This window comes from Gordonia oryzae (genome assembly GCF_003797185.1).
Taxonomy (GTDB): Bacteria; Actinomycetota; Actinomycetes; order Mycobacteriales; family Mycobacteriaceae; genus Gordonia; species Gordonia oryzae.
In genome coordinates, this window is the sequence record NZ_RKMH01000002.1 from 79162 (window position 1) to 94434 (window position 15273).

The 15273-nt window shown below is 68.1% G+C and carries 15 protein-coding genes; 13 read left to right on the forward strand and 2 right to left on the reverse strand.

Annotated elements, in window-relative coordinates:
- The first annotated feature begins 45 nt into the window (after positions 1-45).
- The 8 genes from EF294_RS02340 to ccsB all read left to right on the forward strand — a co-directional run bounded on the left by EF294_RS02340 (position 46) and on the right by ccsB (position 8860).
- On the forward strand, positions 46-1572 hold the full coding sequence (locus EF294_RS02340; protein ID WP_123925405.1) for a PucR family transcriptional regulator: 1527 nt from the start codon (positions 46-48) through the stop codon (positions 1570-1572).
- On the forward strand, positions 1569-2465 hold the full coding sequence (locus EF294_RS02345) for an SGNH/GDSL hydrolase family protein (protein ID WP_123925406.1): 897 nt from the start codon (positions 1569-1571) through the stop codon (positions 2463-2465). Before EF294_RS02340 ends, EF294_RS02345 begins: the two co-directional genes overlap by 4 nt.
- A 68-nt stretch (positions 2466-2533) precedes the next feature.
- Positions 2534-3871 (forward strand): glutamate-1-semialdehyde 2,1-aminomutase, encoded by a 1338-nt coding sequence (gene hemL, locus EF294_RS02350; protein WP_123925407.1) that lies wholly within the window; start codon positions 2534-2536, stop codon positions 3869-3871.
- Complete coding sequence (locus EF294_RS02355; RefSeq protein ID WP_123925408.1) at positions 3871-4497, forward strand: histidine phosphatase family protein; 627 nt, start codon at positions 3871-3873, stop codon at positions 4495-4497. The genes hemL and EF294_RS02355 overlap by 1 nt, the downstream gene beginning before the upstream one ends.
- Positions 4498-4645: 148 nt before the next feature.
- Positions 4646-5302 carry a TlpA family protein disulfide reductase gene (locus EF294_RS02360; protein ID WP_246007665.1) on the forward strand — a complete coding sequence of 219 codons (657 nt, stop codon included), beginning with the start codon at positions 4646-4648 and terminating at the stop codon, positions 5300-5302.
- The gene (locus EF294_RS02365) at positions 5299-6087 is read left to right on the forward strand and encodes a cytochrome c biogenesis CcdA family protein (protein WP_123925410.1); all 789 of its coding nucleotides are present in this window, start codon (positions 5299-5301) and stop codon (positions 6085-6087) included. Before EF294_RS02360 ends, EF294_RS02365 begins: the two co-directional genes overlap by 4 nt.
- The gene (gene resB / locus EF294_RS02370; RefSeq protein ID WP_123925411.1) at positions 6084-7775 is read left to right on the forward strand and encodes a cytochrome c biogenesis protein ResB; all 1692 of its coding nucleotides are present in this window, start codon (positions 6084-6086) and stop codon (positions 7773-7775) included. Before EF294_RS02365 ends, resB begins: the two co-directional genes overlap by 4 nt.
- Positions 7776-7831: 56 nt before the next feature.
- The gene (gene ccsB / locus EF294_RS02375; RefSeq protein ID WP_123925412.1) at positions 7832-8860 is read left to right on the forward strand and encodes a c-type cytochrome biogenesis protein CcsB; all 1029 of its coding nucleotides are present in this window, start codon (positions 7832-7834) and stop codon (positions 8858-8860) included.
- Positions 8861-8965: 105 nt separating this feature from the next.
- On the opposite strand, the gene EF294_RS02380 is transcribed toward ccsB, so the two are convergent.
- Entirely contained in the window at positions 8966-9178 is a 213-nt protein-coding gene (locus EF294_RS02380; protein ID WP_123925413.1) for a hypothetical protein, read from the reverse strand.
- A 194-nt stretch (positions 9179-9372) separates the two neighbouring features.
- Positions 9373-9594 (reverse strand): BldC family transcriptional regulator, encoded by a 222-nt coding sequence (locus EF294_RS02385; protein WP_006372676.1) that lies wholly within the window; start codon positions 9592-9594, stop codon positions 9373-9375.
- Between the two features lie 400 nt (positions 9595-9994).
- On the opposite strand from EF294_RS02385, the gene EF294_RS02390 reads away from it, so the two are divergent.
- From EF294_RS02390 to EF294_RS02410, 5 genes are all read left to right on the forward strand, one after another.
- A complete protein-coding gene (locus EF294_RS02390) occupies positions 9995-10267 on the forward strand; it encodes a DUF4229 domain-containing protein (protein ID WP_123925907.1) in 273 nt (90 codons plus the stop codon).
- A gap of 20 nt (positions 10268-10287) precedes the next feature.
- Complete coding sequence (gene cds1 / locus EF294_RS02395) at positions 10288-11418, forward strand: L-cysteine desulfhydrase Cds1 (RefSeq protein WP_123925414.1); 1131 nt, start codon at positions 10288-10290, stop codon at positions 11416-11418.
- Positions 11419-11484: 66 nt separating this feature from the next.
- Positions 11485-12189, forward strand: coding sequence for an ABC transporter ATP-binding protein (locus EF294_RS02400; RefSeq protein ID WP_123925415.1), 705 nt, complete (start codon positions 11485-11487; stop codon positions 12187-12189).
- The gene (locus EF294_RS02405; RefSeq protein WP_123925416.1) at positions 12186-14750 is read left to right on the forward strand and encodes an FtsX-like permease family protein; all 2565 of its coding nucleotides are present in this window, start codon (positions 12186-12188) and stop codon (positions 14748-14750) included. Before EF294_RS02400 ends, EF294_RS02405 begins: the two co-directional genes overlap by 4 nt.
- A gap of 252 nt (positions 14751-15002) precedes the next feature.
- Positions 15003-15245 carry a helix-turn-helix domain-containing protein gene (locus tag EF294_RS02410; RefSeq protein ID WP_006372671.1) on the forward strand — a complete coding sequence of 81 codons (243 nt, stop codon included), beginning with the start codon at positions 15003-15005 and terminating at the stop codon, positions 15243-15245.
- Positions 15246-15273 lie beyond the last annotated feature (28 nt).

A 15273-nucleotide genomic window follows, 5' to 3' on the forward strand; every position in this document is an offset into this window, starting at 1 on the left:
CCTGATGACACTCCATGATGTCCAGTCCGGGCGTACGGTGAATGCGTGTCGACGTCCGTTCGCTGGCTGATCGCCCAACGCGGCCTCGAATTGGTGCTGCACGCCGGCGGTGCGGGCCTCGAACGACCCATCGACAGTGCGGTCAGCTCCGAGCTGATCACTGCTGCCGAGTGGATGGTCGGCGGCGAGGTGCTGCTGACCACCGGACTGCGGCTTACCGAGGACCCCGCCGAGCAGCAACGCTATCTCCGCTCCCTCGACGAGGTCGGTGTCGCCGCGTTGGGTTTCGGGGTGGGCCTGGGCTTCGACGCCATACCGAAGGCGATGATCAGTGCCGCCGACGAGGTGGGCCTTCCGTTGTTCGAGGTTCCGTTGCACATCCCGTTCTCGGCGATCACGCGCGCTCTGCTTGATCAGATCGCGGCCGGCCGCTCGGCCCGTCTGGTGTCGGCGACCCGTGCGCAACCTCGCATGACACGTGCCGCGGTGGCGCGTGGTCCGGCTGCGGTGGTCGGTGAACTCGCCGACGCGATCGAGCGTCGCGTGCTGCTCCTCGACGCCAACCACGCAGAGGTGGCGTCCTCGCCCGCCCCGCCCGAACCTCGCGATCTCGCTCGGCTCCGTGCCCTCGTCGCCCGCGACCCGGCGTCGGCGGGCGCGGTGTTCGTTGCCGACGACGTCACCCTCATGGTCACCCGGATTGGTTCGTCGACAAGAACATTCGGATTCCTCGGCGTCGTCGGGGCGCCGCTCGACGAGGTCAGCCGGATGCTCGTTGGCCACGCCACCTCACTGCTGGCCATCGAATACGCCAAACCGCACGAGGTGCGTCGGGAGATGGCCCTGCTGCATACCGACGTGCTCGGATCGGCACTTGACGGGGTGGTCGGGCCCACCGCGCTGCGGGTGTTGCGGCGCGCCGCGAGCCCCGACGGCGCGGTGCGGGCGGTCGTGTTCACCTTCGCCGGTGACGCCGATGCCGAGCGGGGGCAGGCGCGCCTGACCGGCGAACTCGAACGCCGGTGGCGCCCGGTGTTCGTGCACCGCGCCGGAACGGAGGTGGTGAGCCTGCTGCGCGGCGACGACCCCGTCGACGTGGCGATCGGTTTGCTGAGCGTGCTTGCGGCCGCTGCGACGGTGCGCGGCGGGATCGGTCCGGCGGTCCGCCTGGCCGACGCGGCGGGGACGCCCGGCACTGCGGCCATCGCCACGTCGGTGGCGCAGGCCCGGCTGGCCGCTCGCTCGGCCGCGGTGGGCCAACTCGTCGACCTCGACGATGTGCAGTCGCTGCTGTCCATCGACCCGGTGCGACGAGCGTTGGCCGACAACCACGATCGGCGTCTCGCGCCGATCCTCGACCACGATCGCTTCCAGGGCGCCGCGCTGTATCGAAGTTTGCTGGTGTATCTCGAGGCCAACGGCAACTGGGGGAGTGCCGCCAGCGCACTCGGCGTGCACCGACACACCCTGCGCAGCCGGATCGAGCGCGTCGAGGACATGCTCGCCGTCGACCTCGCCGATGCCCGCACCCGCGCCGAACTGCTGCTGATGATGCTCGGGGCCGACGCATGAGGCGCCCGGTACTCGCCGCGATGCTCGCGGTACTGCTGATCCTCGTGGTCGGCTGCGGCGCCGACGAAGGATCTTCCGCGCCGCCGTCGTCGGCCCCGCGTCCGACCGGCACTGCCCCGGCCGCGACCCCCTATGTCAGTCTCGGCGACAGTTACGCCGCGGGCGCCGGAGTCCTTCCGGTGCAAGCGGATTCGCCGTTTCTGTGTCAGCGGTCGGCGATCAACTTCGCCCACCTCGTCGCCGCGCAACGCCGATGGCCGCTGACCGATGTGAGTTGCTCGGGCGCCGACACCGCAGACCTCACCACCAGCCAGTACTTCGGCATACCACCACAACTCGACGCACTCGGGCCGCAGACGCGGCTGGTGACACTGATGCTCGGCGGCAACGACGAGAACATCTTCGGCGGGGCGATCAGGTCATGCGGTGATGCGATCGCCGACGGTCCTGGCGTCCCCGCGGGCTCGCCGTGCCGGGATCGTTACGGCTCGGAGTTGGCCGCACCCATCGACACCACGATCTATCCGGCCCTCGTCGACGGACTCACCCGGATTCGTGCCCGCGCCCCGAACGCCCGCGTCGTCATCGTGGGCTATCCGTGGATCCTGCCCCCCACGCAGGGCTGCTACCCCGCGATGCGCGTCGCGCCCGGCGACGTGCCGTACCTGCGTGGACTGCAGGCCGACCTCAACGATGCCGTGCATCGCGCCGCTGAGAGGACCGGTGTCATCTTCGTCGACATGTCGCAGGTGTCGCAGGGCCACGACGCGTGCGCGGGCGCGGCTCGCTGGATCGAACCGCAGGAGGGGACCACGGCGCGGATCACGGTGCATCCCAACGCCCGCGGTCACGAGGCCATCGCGGCGCAGATCGTGGCCGCGCTCGATCGCTGAGCACACCGGTCAGTACCCTGACCAGGCCGAATTTCTCTCACTCGGTGCCATTTGGAACACTGGGGGCCGTGAGCAGATCCGCCGACGTCACCGTGAAGTCCAGTGAGCTGTTCGAACGGGCGCAACATGCGATCCCCGGTGGGGTCAACTCACCGGTGCGTGCGTTCTCCGCCGTCGGCGGTGATCCCCGGTTCATCGCGTCGGCCACGGGCTGCACTCTGACCGACGTCGATGGCAACGACTACGTCGATCTGGTGTCGTCGTGGGGGCCGATGATCCTCGGTCACGCGCACCCCGCCGTCGTCGAGGCCGTGCAGCGGGCCGCAGCGGGCGGACTGTCGTTCGGCGCGCCCACCGAATCCGAGGTCGAGCTGGCCGAGGAGATCATCGACCGCGTCGACCCCGTTGCGCGCGTTCGTCTGGTGAACTCCGGCACCGAGGCGACCATGTCGGCGATCCGGCTGGCCCGCGGCTATACCGGCCGCCCCAAGATCATCAAGTTCTCCGGGTGCTACCACGGCCATGTCGACGCACTGCTCGCCGACGCCGGCTCGGGCGTGGCCACCCTCGGCCTGCCGACCAGCCCCGGCGTTACCGGCGCGGCCGCCCACGACACCCTCGTGCTTGCCTACAACGACCTCAAGGCCGTCGCGAAGGCCTTCGAAGAGTTCGGTGACCAGATCGCCGCGGTGATCACCGAGGCCGCCGCGGGCAACATGGGCGCCATCGCCCCGGTTGACGGTTTCAACGCCGGCCTGCGCGAGCTGACCCGCCGCCACGGCGCCCTGCTGATCATCGATGAGGTGATGACCGGATTTCGGGTCAGCCCGGCTGGTTGGTTCGGGCTCGAGGGTGTCGGCGCAGACCTCTACACCTTCGGCAAGGTGATGAGCGGCGGCCTGCCCGCCGCGGCCTTCGGTGGTCGCGCTGATGTCATGGAGCGCCTCGCGCCCACCGGCCCCGTCTATCAGGCGGGCACGTTATCGGGGAATCCGGTGGCCGTCGCCGCCGGCCTGGCCACGCTGCGGACTGCCGACGCGGCCGTCTACTCGGCCCTCGACGCCAACGCCGACCGACTCGCCGGCCTGCTCACCGACGCCTTGCGGACCGCCGGGGTCGCCCACCGCGTCCAGAAGGCGGGCAACCTGCTCAGTGTGTTCTTCACCACAGACGAGGCCGCCGACACCCGGATCATCGACTACGCGGGTGTGAAGGCCACCCAGACCTGGCGTTTCGCGCCGTTCTTCCACGCGCTATTGGATGCCGGTGTGTACCCGCCGCCCAGCGCGTTCGAGGCCTGGTTTGTCTCGGCGGCGCTGGACGAGGATGCTTTCACTCGAATTGCCGACGCGTTACCGGCCGCTGCGCGGGCCGCGGCAACCGCGCCCACTCCCGGGGAGAGCTGATGCACACGATCGTTCACATGATGCGCCATGGTGAGGTGCACAATCCCGACGCCATCCTCTACGGACGGCTGCCCGGCTTCCATCTCTCCGACACCGGTCGCGCGCAGGCCCGCAAGGTCGCCGACGCGCTGGCCGACCATGACATCACCGCCGTGTTCGCCTCCCCGCTGCAGCGCGCACAGGAGACCGCCGGGCCGATTGCCGCCGCCCACGACCTGCCGATCCTCACCAACGACGAGCTCATCGAGGCCGACAACATCTTCGAGGGACTCAAGGTCTCGGTCGGCGACGGTGCGCTACGCAAGCCTCGGCACTGGCCCAAGCTGCGCGACCCGTTCACCCCGTCTTGGGGCGAGCCGTACATCCAGCTCGCGCACCGGATGCTGGCCGCGGCCAGCAAGGCCCGCGACGCCGCCCACGGACACGAGGCCCTCTGCGTGAGTCATCAGCTGCCGGTGTACACGCTGCGCCGCTTCCTCGAGGGTCAGCGGCTCTGGCATGATCCGCGTCGTCGCCAGTGCTCGCTCGCGTCGTTGACCAGCCTCATCTACGACGACGACGCCCTGGTCGACATCATCTATTCCGAGCCGGCCGGTGCCTCGGATCCACTCGTGACCGGGGCCTGAGCAGGAGAGTGTTGAACGCGTGAGGGTGCGAGATCGTGGTGGTCGTGACGTGTGTCCGACCCCGTCGGAACGAGGTCACCGGCACCACTCGCGAGGCCACGCCCGACTTGTCCTAAACGCATCGATCGTGAGAATTGTTGCCGCGCTGATGGTCTCACTGGCGTTCGGGGTGGCGTTGACCGCGTGCGGTACCGGCGACGACGCGGTCGCGCAGGGCGACACCTTTCAGTTCGTCTCGCCCGGAGGGCAGACCGTCATCATCTACGACCAGGCCGACCGCAAACACATCGCCGATGTCTCCGGCGAGAACCTGACGACCGGAAAACCGTTGTCGCTCAGTGATCCCCAGTTCGCTGACAAAGCCGTCGTGATCAATGTGTGGGGCTCGTGGTGCGGCCCGTGCCGCGGTGAGGCCGCAGCGCTCGAGCAGGTCTTTGAGCAATACCAGAGCCAGGGCGTCAATTTCCTCGGTATCAATCTGCGTGACAATCGGCAATCGGCACAGGATTTCGTCGACGACCGACACGTCGGGTATCCGTCGATCTACGACTTCGCCGGGGCCTCGCTGGCCGCGCTGACGACCCCCACGTCGGTGGTGCCGACGACCATCGTGCTCGACCGGCAACATCGCCCGGCCGCGGTGTTCCTCCGCGCGGTCAGCGCCGACGAACTCGGCGCGATGGTCGGCAAGGTGATCGCCGAGGACCCGGCACCCAGTGGTTCCTCGGCATCGACCTCTCCCGCGGCGTCCGCGTCGTCCACCCCTACGCCTGCTGCTCCCTCGTCTGCCGAGGTGCCCCGGTGAGTGGTATCGGACAGACCTTCGCCGACACGGTGTCCTCCGGACCGCTGCTGCTCGGGGTGGCCGCGGCGGCGGTGGCCGGGATGGTGTCGTTCGCCTCACCGTGTGTGGTGCCGCTGGTCCCGGGTTATCTGTCGTACCTCGCCGGACTCGTCGGTGCAGAGGCGCCCGCGGTCACCGTCGGCGAACCCGCCAAACGCGGTCGGTCTCGCGTCGCGATGGCCGCCCTGCTGTTCGTCCTCGGTTTCACTGTCGTCTTCGTCGCCGCCACCGCGACGGTGATCGGCTTCACCAGCACCGTCATCGTCAATCACGAACTGCTGCAACGCATCGGCGGGGTGGTCACCATCGTGATGGGGCTGGTGTTCATCGGCCTGATCCCGATGATGCAGCGCGAGGTGCGACTGGCCCCGCGGATGGTGTCCAACATCGTCGGTGCTCCGCTGCTCGGCGCTGTCTTTGCGCTCGGCTGGACCCCGTGTCTCGGCCCGACGCTGGCCGCGGTCATCGCCACGGCGTCGGGTACTGAGGGCGCGACCGCCGCCAAAGGCGTCACCTTGATCATCGCGTACTGCCTGGGTCTGGGTATCCCGTTCGTGGTCCTCGCGTTCTCCTCGGCGTGGGCCTTGCGCAGCCTTGGCTGGCTGCGCAATCATGCCCGCGCCATTCAGGTCTTCGGAGGTGTCATGTTGATCCTCGTCGGTATCGCGCTGGTCACCGGACTGTGGGATCAGTTCATCGTCTGGGTGCGCGACGCCTTCATCACCGATCAGGTGTTGCCGGTATGACCCGCGCCGACCCCGCGCTCGCCGACCGCCCGGCCCGGCCCGGCCCGCCGCGCCGACCGCAGTGGTTGCTGCGTCGGGTGCTGTGGCCGTTGCGCAACCTGTGGCGGTCGCTGACGTCGATGCGCACCGCGCTGGTGCTGTTGTTCCTACTCGCGCTCGCCGCGATCCCCGGCGCCCTGCTCCCACAGCGCGAGCTCAACGAGCAGAAGACGCTGAAGTACATCGCCGACCACGGCACCCTGGGCGCGTGGATGGACAAGCTGCAGCTGTTCGACGTGTTCTCCAGCGCCTGGTTCACCGCGATCTATGTGCTGTTGTTTGTGTCGCTGGTCGGTTGCCTGACCCCGCGTCTGATTGAGCACGCCAAGAGCCTGCGCGCCAAACCTGTTGCCGCGCCCCGGAATCTGAGTCGCCTGCCGCGTCACCTCACCACCACCGTCGACGGTGATCCCGAAGAGATAGCCGAGCGGATCTCGACGAACCTGCGGGGCTGGCGCCGCACCATCGTCGTCGGTAACGACGCGGCAACAGGCAAGGTCGTCGAGGTGTCCGCGGAGAAGGGGTATTTGCGCGAGTTCGGCAACTTGGTCTTCCATTTCGCCCTACTCGCCCTGTTGGTGTCGATCGCGCTCGGTAAGCTCTACGGTTACGAGGGCACCCGCTCCCTCGTCGCCGACGGCGAGGGACTGTGCAACACCTCGACGGCGGTGTACGACTCATTCCGGGCCGGCGCGATGGTCGACGGCACCGACCTCACTCACTTCTGCTTCAAGGTTGATGCGTTCTCGGCGACCTTCCTGCCCAACGGTCAGCCCGACATGTACAACGCGACGATGTCCTACACCAAGGGCGCCGCCACCTCCGCCGAGGACTGGCATCAGACGTCGGTGAGGGTCAACGACCCGCTGCGGGTCGCAGGTGACCGCGTTTACGTCCTCGGCAACGGATTCGCCCCCACGTTCACCGTCACCTTCCCCAACGGGGAGAAGCGCACCCAGACCGCCCTGTTCATCCCCGACGAGTTGCAGACGATGCTCTCCTCCGGCGCGGTGCGGTTCGATACCCCGGCGGGGCTCTATCCCGACGAGGACGTGCGCCGCAAGAACCAGATCGCCATCGAGGGGCTGTTCGCCCCGACCGCGGATTACCAAGGGACCCTGCTCAGTTCGTCGTCGCCGGTGCCCAACGACCCGCAGGTCGCGATCCGCATCTACAAGGGCGATACCGGACTCGACACCGGCCTACCGCAGAACGCCTATTCGCTCGATCAGAGCCTCATCAACCAGGGCAGGCTGCAGCGACAGGCCCAGGTGAACCTCGCCAAGGGCGCCAGCACGACCCTGGCCGACGGCACCGTCGTCAGCTTTGACGGCTACCAGCGCTGGGTGTCGGTGCAGGTCTCGCACGACCCCGCCCAGGACTGGGTGCTGGCATCGGCGGTGGCGATGCTGATCGGTCTGCTGGTGTCGCTGCTGGTGCGCCGACGCCGGATCTGGGTGCGCCTGGTGCCGGCCGATCCGGACCGGACGGGCACCGACGACGGCAAACGACGTACGGTAGTAGAAATCGGCGGCCTCGCCCGGACCGATCAGGCCGGTTGGGGCGAGGGTTTCGACGAGCAGGCGGCCGGGTTGGTGGAGCCCGGCGGTCGTTCGGCGACACGCATGTCGAGATGGCGCACACTCTGAGACGGGCGCACCCACGGCGGCCGCACGCTCTTCCGCAGGACTGATGAGGTGAATCGATGAACACTGGTACAGAGCACGTCGACGAGACACTCGCCCGGTACTCCGACCTGCTGTTCGGAACTGCCATCACCGTGTACGTCCTGGCGATGCTGCTGTTCCTTGCGGCCCTCGCCGGCGCGCGGACGAGGCGTCTGGCGTCGAAAGAACTCGTCGGGGCGGCCGCGGGATCGGTTACCGCCGGAGCCGGTGCCTCCGGGGACCGCACGCCCGGCAAGATCGCCGACACCGCGAGTCGCCGGACCTTCTCCGAGACCCTCGGCGCCATGGCGTATCCGGTGGTCTTCGTCGGCCTGGCCGCGCATATCGCGTCCATTGTCTGCCGCGGAATGGCCGTCGATCGTGCGCCCTGGGGCAACATGTACGAGTTCATCTCGCTGACCTGTGCCGCTGGTGTCGTCGCCGGTGTTGTCGTGCTCGGCAAACCCGTGAACCGGCCGCTGCTGTCGTTCGTGCTGGTCCCGGTCGCGCTGCTGATGTTCATCGCCGGCACCAAGCTTTATACCCAGGCCGCCCCGGTCGTCCCCGCGCTCAAGTCGTACTGGCTGGCGATCCACGTCTCGATCATCTCGGTGAGCTCCGGAGTCCTGCTGGTGTCGGGGGTGTCGAGCATGCTCTACCTCGTCAAGATGACGTGGGGTGAGAAGGCCGAGACCCTCGAGCGCACCGAGACCGGCGCCACGGGCGCGGTGATGCGTCTGGTCGCGCACATACCGGGCGCCGACGCCCTCGATCGTCTCGCCTACAAATGCGTGGTCTTCGGCTTCCCGCTGTTTGGTCTGGGCGTCATTTGCGGCGCCATCTGGGCCGAATCAGCGTGGGGGCGCTTCTGGGGCTGGGACCCCAAAGAGACCGTCTCGTTCATTGCCTGGGTGATCTACGCGGCCTACCTGCACGCACGTGCCACGGCCGGCTGGCGCAACACCGCGGCCGCCTGGATCAACGTCGCAGGCTTCGTCGCGATGCTCTTCAATCTGTTCATCATCAACCTCGTGGTCTCCGGCCTGCACTCTTACGCGGGGCTCTGATCCGCGCTGGACTGAGCAGCCCGCACAGACACGAACGCGCCCCCGCAGCGGAGAGCTGCGGGGGCGCGTTCGTTGTGGTCTTGGGTCGAGGTCGATCAGTGATCGTCAGTGCTGGAGATCGTCGGGGTCGGACCCGTTGGTACCGCGGCTGCGACGGTCGAGGTCCAGCAGGAACTCGGGATCGTCGTCGGGACCCACCGGGCCCCGTGTGGCGGCCGGTACGCGTGCGCCGTCGTCATTGATCGGGATGGAACCGAAAACGCGCCACAGCAGAAATCCGACGGCCATGATGCCGACCAAGGTGAGCAGAAATGCCATGGCAACCTCCCACTCACCACATTACGCGACGGCAAACGGGGAAAGCGTCGTCCGACTGACGTCACAACAGCAGGTGTCGGGCGGCATCGGCACTGAGGTGGGACCTCGCGTGCTGGTGCGTCCACCTCATGGCACGGCTCGATCGGCGGCGTGTGGACGACGACACCGGCTGAGCCGGCCGCTGCGGTGGCGTCTCAGGGCACGCGACGGTTCAGCAGGGCGACGACGTCTTCCTCGCGGAAGCGACGATGCCCGCCCGGGGTACGGATCGAGCCGAGGATTCCCGAGCTGGCCCACCGCGCGACGGTCTTGGGGTTCACATTGAACATTGCCGCCACCTGTCCGGGGGTCAGCGTGTGCTGGCTCGCCATGCCCGGGGTGATCATCGACAGCGGATTGGAGTGAATAGCGGTCATGGGAGGACTCCCTCGTGTGTCCGTGCCGAGAACCTGACGCTCTCGGACCCTTCGCGCGCAGTCGCGCGCCGACTCAATGAATACACGCAAAACGCCCAGGTACTCGAACCGTCAGCGGTAGGTAAAGAGAACGCAAAGAAGCCTGTGACCTGCGCACACGCCCGACCAGTGCCTTTTACGTCCCCTTTGCCGACCCTGGTGACCGCCTTGGTACAAGGTTGCCCCTCGACCGCTGCTCGAGGTGCAGTCCGGCAGGGTGCGCTTGTGCGTCGATCGGGCGCCCATTTCCGCCCCTCTCACCGCTCGTCCCTCACCGACCGCGCAGACCGCGGTGGGCCGCCGGGCCGTGCCACAACGTAGGCTGGTAGCCGTGAGCGAAGAGCGTAAACCGCAGGTCGGTATGGGCGGCCTGCTGGCGTCCATCGGCCTGTACACCCTGGCCCGTCTCGCGTTGGTGGTCGTGATCGCCGCGATCATCATCGGTATCGGCAAGCTCGCAGGCGTCAACGTTCCGCTGCTGGTGGCCGCGGTGTTCGGGGTCCTGATCGCGCTGCCGCTGGGCATGGTCGCGTTCAAGTCGCTGCGCACCCGCGTCAACACCCAGATCTCCGCCGTCGACGAGCAGCGCCGCAAGCGCCACGACGAGTTGCAGTCGAAGCTGCGTGGCAGCTGATCCGAGCCCGACCCGAGACGATGAGCCCCGCACGCACCATCGACATCGATCGTCGCGCCGACCGCTCCTGGGCTGACAACGCGGTCCGGCTGATCGAGGCCGACGCGCGCCGCAGCGCCGACACCCATCTGCTGCGGGTGGAGCTACCCGACTGGTCCCGCTGGACCGCCGCCGACGGCACGCCGGGCGGCGTCGACCTGTATCTCAAGGACGAGAGCACCCACCCGACCGGCTCGCTCAAACACCGATTGGCGCGATCGCTGTTCCTGTATGCGATCTGCAACGGATGGATCGCCGAGGGCACCACCGTCATCGAGGCGTCGTCGGGATCGACCGCGGTCAGCGAAGCCTATTTCGCGCACCTGATCGGCGTGCCGTTCCTCGCGGTGATGACGTCGTCGACCTCGCCCGCCAAGACCTCCCTGATCGAACGGGAGGGCGGCCGTTGCCATTTCGTCGAACGGCCGGCGCAGGTGTACGCCGAGGCATTGCGTCTCGAGGCCGAACTCGGCGGCCACTTCATCGACCAGTTCACGATGGCCGAGCGGGCCACCGACTGGCGTGGTAACAACAACATCGCCGAGTCGATCTTCGCGCAGATGGCTGACGAGGAGTACCCGATCCCGACGTGGATCGTGGTCGGTGCGGGCACCGGCGGCACGTCGGCGACCCTGGGGCGCTACCTGCGCTACCGCCGTCACCCCACCTGGCTGGCCGTCGTCGACCCGGAGAACTCGGTGTTCCTGCCCGCCTACGAGGGCGGCGACGGCACCCTGACCTCCGAGATCGGTTCGCGCATCGAGGGAATCGGTCGCCCGCGCGTCGAGCCCTCTTTTGTCTCCCAGGTCATCGACCGCATGATCGGTGTCCCCGACACCGCCTCCATCGCCACCGCCCGCTGCGTCAGCGAACGACTGGGTCGCCGCGTCGGCGGTTCCACCGGCACCAACATGTGGGGCGCACTGAAACTGGTCTCGGAGATGGTCGCCGGACGACAGTCCGGCAGCATCGTCACATTGCTGTGTGACCCTGGGGAGCGTTACAGCACAACATATTTCGACGACGACTGGCTTGCCGCCCAGCAGCTCGACCTCACCGCGCCGACGACCGTCCTCGACGAGTTCTTCGCCACCGGTCGGTTCCCAGGCTGATCCGGGAACGCCGGCCACCGCGGCGAACGCCGACGGCCGCACCCGCGCTCTGGCTACCATCGACCCATGGCCGTGGGGGAGCGCAACCTCGTCGAGGCAGTCGACGTCGTCCGTGAATACAAGTTGGGACAGGAGCGGGTACGCGCCCTCGACGGGGTGAGCCTGACGCTGCCCGGCGGGCAGTTCGTGTCGATCGTCGGCCCCTCGGGTGCCGGCAAATCGACGCTGCTACACGTGATGGGCGCACTCGACACCCCCACCTCGGGGTCCATCCACGTCGACGGCGTCGATCTCGGTGCCCTCGACGACAACGCGGCCTCCGAGTTCCGGCGCCATCGCGTCGGCTTCATCTTCCAGTTCTTCAATCTCGTCCCGACGATGTCGGCGTGGGAAAACGTTGCGTTGCCCCGGCTCCTCGACTCCACGTCGCTGCGCCGGGCCAAACCGCGCGCCGTCGAGCTGTTGGAGCGGGTCGGTCTCGGTGACCGCATCAACCACCGGCCGTCGGAGCTGTCGGGCGGGCAGATGCAGCGGGTGGCGATCGCCCGCTCACTCATCATGGACCCGGCGATCCTGCTCGCCGACGAGCCGACCGGGAATCTCGACTCCACCACCGGAGGTTCTGTGCTGCAACTGCTCGCCGACGTCGCCCACGGTGTGGGCGCTCATGACGAGCACACCGGCCGGCTGGTCGTCATGGTGACCCACGACGAGCACGCCGCGGCGGTCGCCGACACCACGATCACCGTCCGGGACGGAAAGATCGCGTGAGGCGGGGCGCCGGGGGTCTCGTCGCCGGGTTTCTCGCCGGCGTCACCCGCATCAGGGTGCTCAATCTGCGCGAGATCAGGACCCACCGGATGCGCGTGTTCACCTCACTCAGTGTGGTCGTGGTGTCCTCGGCACTGCTGGTCGCGGTATTGAGCACCTACGGTTCGTTCACCGCGTCGGTGCGGGCCTTCAACTCGGCGATCTCCGGTGCCGCCGACCTCGAGGTCGCCGCCATCGCCGACTCCGGTGTCGACGCGGGCCTGGCCGCCGAACTGCGTCGTGACCTGTCCGACGCCAAGGCGGTGGTCCCGTTGATCCGCGGGTCGATCACCGTGGGCGGCACGCAGATCCCGTTGCTGGGATCGGACTTTCGGGTCACGGCGTTGTCGGGGGATCTCGCCGCCGCGCAGGGCGGGGCGTCGATCTCACCGGCCGACCTGGAGAACGGGATCATCGTCGGACCCGCCACCGGACTGCATCCCGGACAACGACTCACGATCGGTGACGATGAGGTACGCGTCGCCCGGGTGGTCTCCGGACCCGACGCCGACAAGCTCAACGAAGGGAGGTACGTGTTCGCGTATCTGCCGTTGGCGCAACGTCTCACCGACTTGGCCGGCCCGGCGGGCACTGCGGGTCGGGTGACCTCGATCCTCCTCGTCGCCACACCGGGAGCCGATGTTGGACATCTGCGCGCGGAGGCCACCCGCGTCGTCGACGGTCGAGCTGTCGTGGTGAACCCCGACTTCCGAGCCAAGCAAGCGGAATTGGCGAACTCGGTGACCCGCGACTCGACACTGTTGGTGGCCTTGGTGTCGCTGGTGATTGCCGCCTTCCTGGTGTTCAACACCATGAATATGGCGGTGGCCGCCCGGCGCCGATCCCTGGCGATGGTGCGCGCGTTGGGTGCCCGCCGCACCCACCTCGTCGGTGACATGCTTGGCGAGGCAGCGTTGTTCGGCATCGTCGGGGGTGGGATCGGGGTACCCGTCGGTGTTCTCGCGGGACGATGGGCGGTCTCTCAAGTCCCGGAGACGACCCGCGACGGGGTGACCATCGCGATCACCTACCATCTGCCCGCGTATGTACCGGTCCTCGCGATCCTCGCCTGCGTCATCTCCTGCGTCGGTGCGACGAGTCTGGCTGCGCGATCGGTGTTCTCGGTGTCCCCGGTGGAGGCGATGAGTCCCGGCGAGGTCGCTGATGGCGTGCCCCGGCGTGGAGTGGCGGTAGGGGTGGCGGGAATCGTCGGCGTCGCCACGGTGATCGGGGCCTGGATCATCGTGTTCACAGTCCCCGGTAGGCCCGCCATCGTCGCGGGCGCCGTCTACGCGGTCGGTGCGTTGCTGATCTGCTTCGCGTTCACCCGACCGCTGGTCTCCGCTATCGTGCTGTTGGCCAGGCTATTCCGCGGCCCGGGCCGACTGGCATCGGTGAATACCGAGCGTGCCCCGCGTCGGGCGTGGGCCACTCTGATGACGGTGGCCGTCGCGATCGCCGTCGGTATGGGAACCTCTGGCGCCCTGGACAATCTCGTCTCGTCGATCTCCACATCCCTCGACGGCCTCGGCGATCCGGACTTCTACCTCTCCTCCACCACCTCGGACGAGGTGCCACTGGGTCCTGTCCTGCCGCCGCAGATAGCCACCGAGGTCGCCGCGGTATCCGGGGTGAGCGCGGTGATCGGCGGCCAGTGGGCCAACGTCAACCTCGGTGAGGACCGCGCCCTCGTCCAGGGACTGGTGCCCGGCTCACGCGCCCCATTCATGCGCAAGGCGAGCCCCGATGCGGTCCGTCAGGTTCTCGCCGGCAACGGGATCATTCTGTCGAATGTGCTCGCCCGTGCCCTGGGCGTCCGCACCGGCGACGTCCTGCGCATCGCCACACCGACGGGCTACCAGCAGACGGTGGTCCGCGACACCGTCGACTACGTAGCCATCGACTCCGGCGCCGCCGCGGTGTCAAGCGCCCTGCTCGGCCGATGGTTCGCTCGGCCCGGTGACACCTACCTGCAGGTGATCACCGCGCCCGGCGCCGACAAGACACAGGTGCGCGCGGCCCTTGACCGCGTTGCGGCGCAGATCCCGTTCGACGGCGGACTGCACGCCCACGTCTACACCGGCGCCGAGGCGCTAGCTGCCACCCAACGCCAAGCCCAACAGGCCGGCGGCTTCACCGTCGCCATCCAGTGGATCGTGTCGGCGGCGGCGTCCGTGGCGCTGCTCAACACCCTGTTGTTGTCGGTGATCGAACGCCGGCGCGAACTCGGCGTCTTGCGCGCTATGGGCGCCTCCCGACGCTTCCTCTCTCAGATGGTGCTCGCCGAAGCCGGGGCGGTCGCCGTTGTGGGCGCACTGCTCGGACTCGTCGTCGGCGTGGTCTTGCACGTGCTGAGCGACGAGATACTCAGTGCGACCACTTCGTTGGACATCGTCTACTCGCCCCGTCCGATCACCGTGGTGTTCGTCGGAGTGTCGGTGGTGTTGTGTCTTGTCGGTGCGCTGGTGCCCGCCCGCCGGGCCGCACGCATGAACATCACCGAGTCCATCGCCAACGAGTAGCGCCCCACTCTCGCGACAGCGCCCGTCCCATCGCCGACAGCGCCCTTCCCGTCGCCGACAGCGCCCTTCCCGTCGCCGACGGCGCCCGTCGCGCCGCCGACAGCGCCCGTCATCCTGCCGACGGCGCTCTTCCCGTCGCCGACAGCGCCCGTCATCCTGCCGACGGCGCTCTTCCCATCGCCGACAGCGCCCGCGTGAAACGGATCGTCAATAATTCTTGACAACCATTCGACGTCAACATAACCTGACACCATGCACGACGAACAGACCAACGAACCCACCGAGGCCGACCGCCTCGCCGGGGCCGCCGCGAGCGATGACCCTTCTCGAGGTCTGGCCGCGGTACGCGCCCTGCGCACCCTGGCCGACCGCCTCGAGGAAGTTCAGGTCGCCAACGCCCGTGACCAGGGCTGGAGCTGGCAGGCGATCGCAGATGTTCTGCAGATCAGCCGGCAGGCCGTGCACCAGAAGCACTCACAACGCGATGCCCAGTGATGGGCCGCACGACTTCGTAAGGAGAACC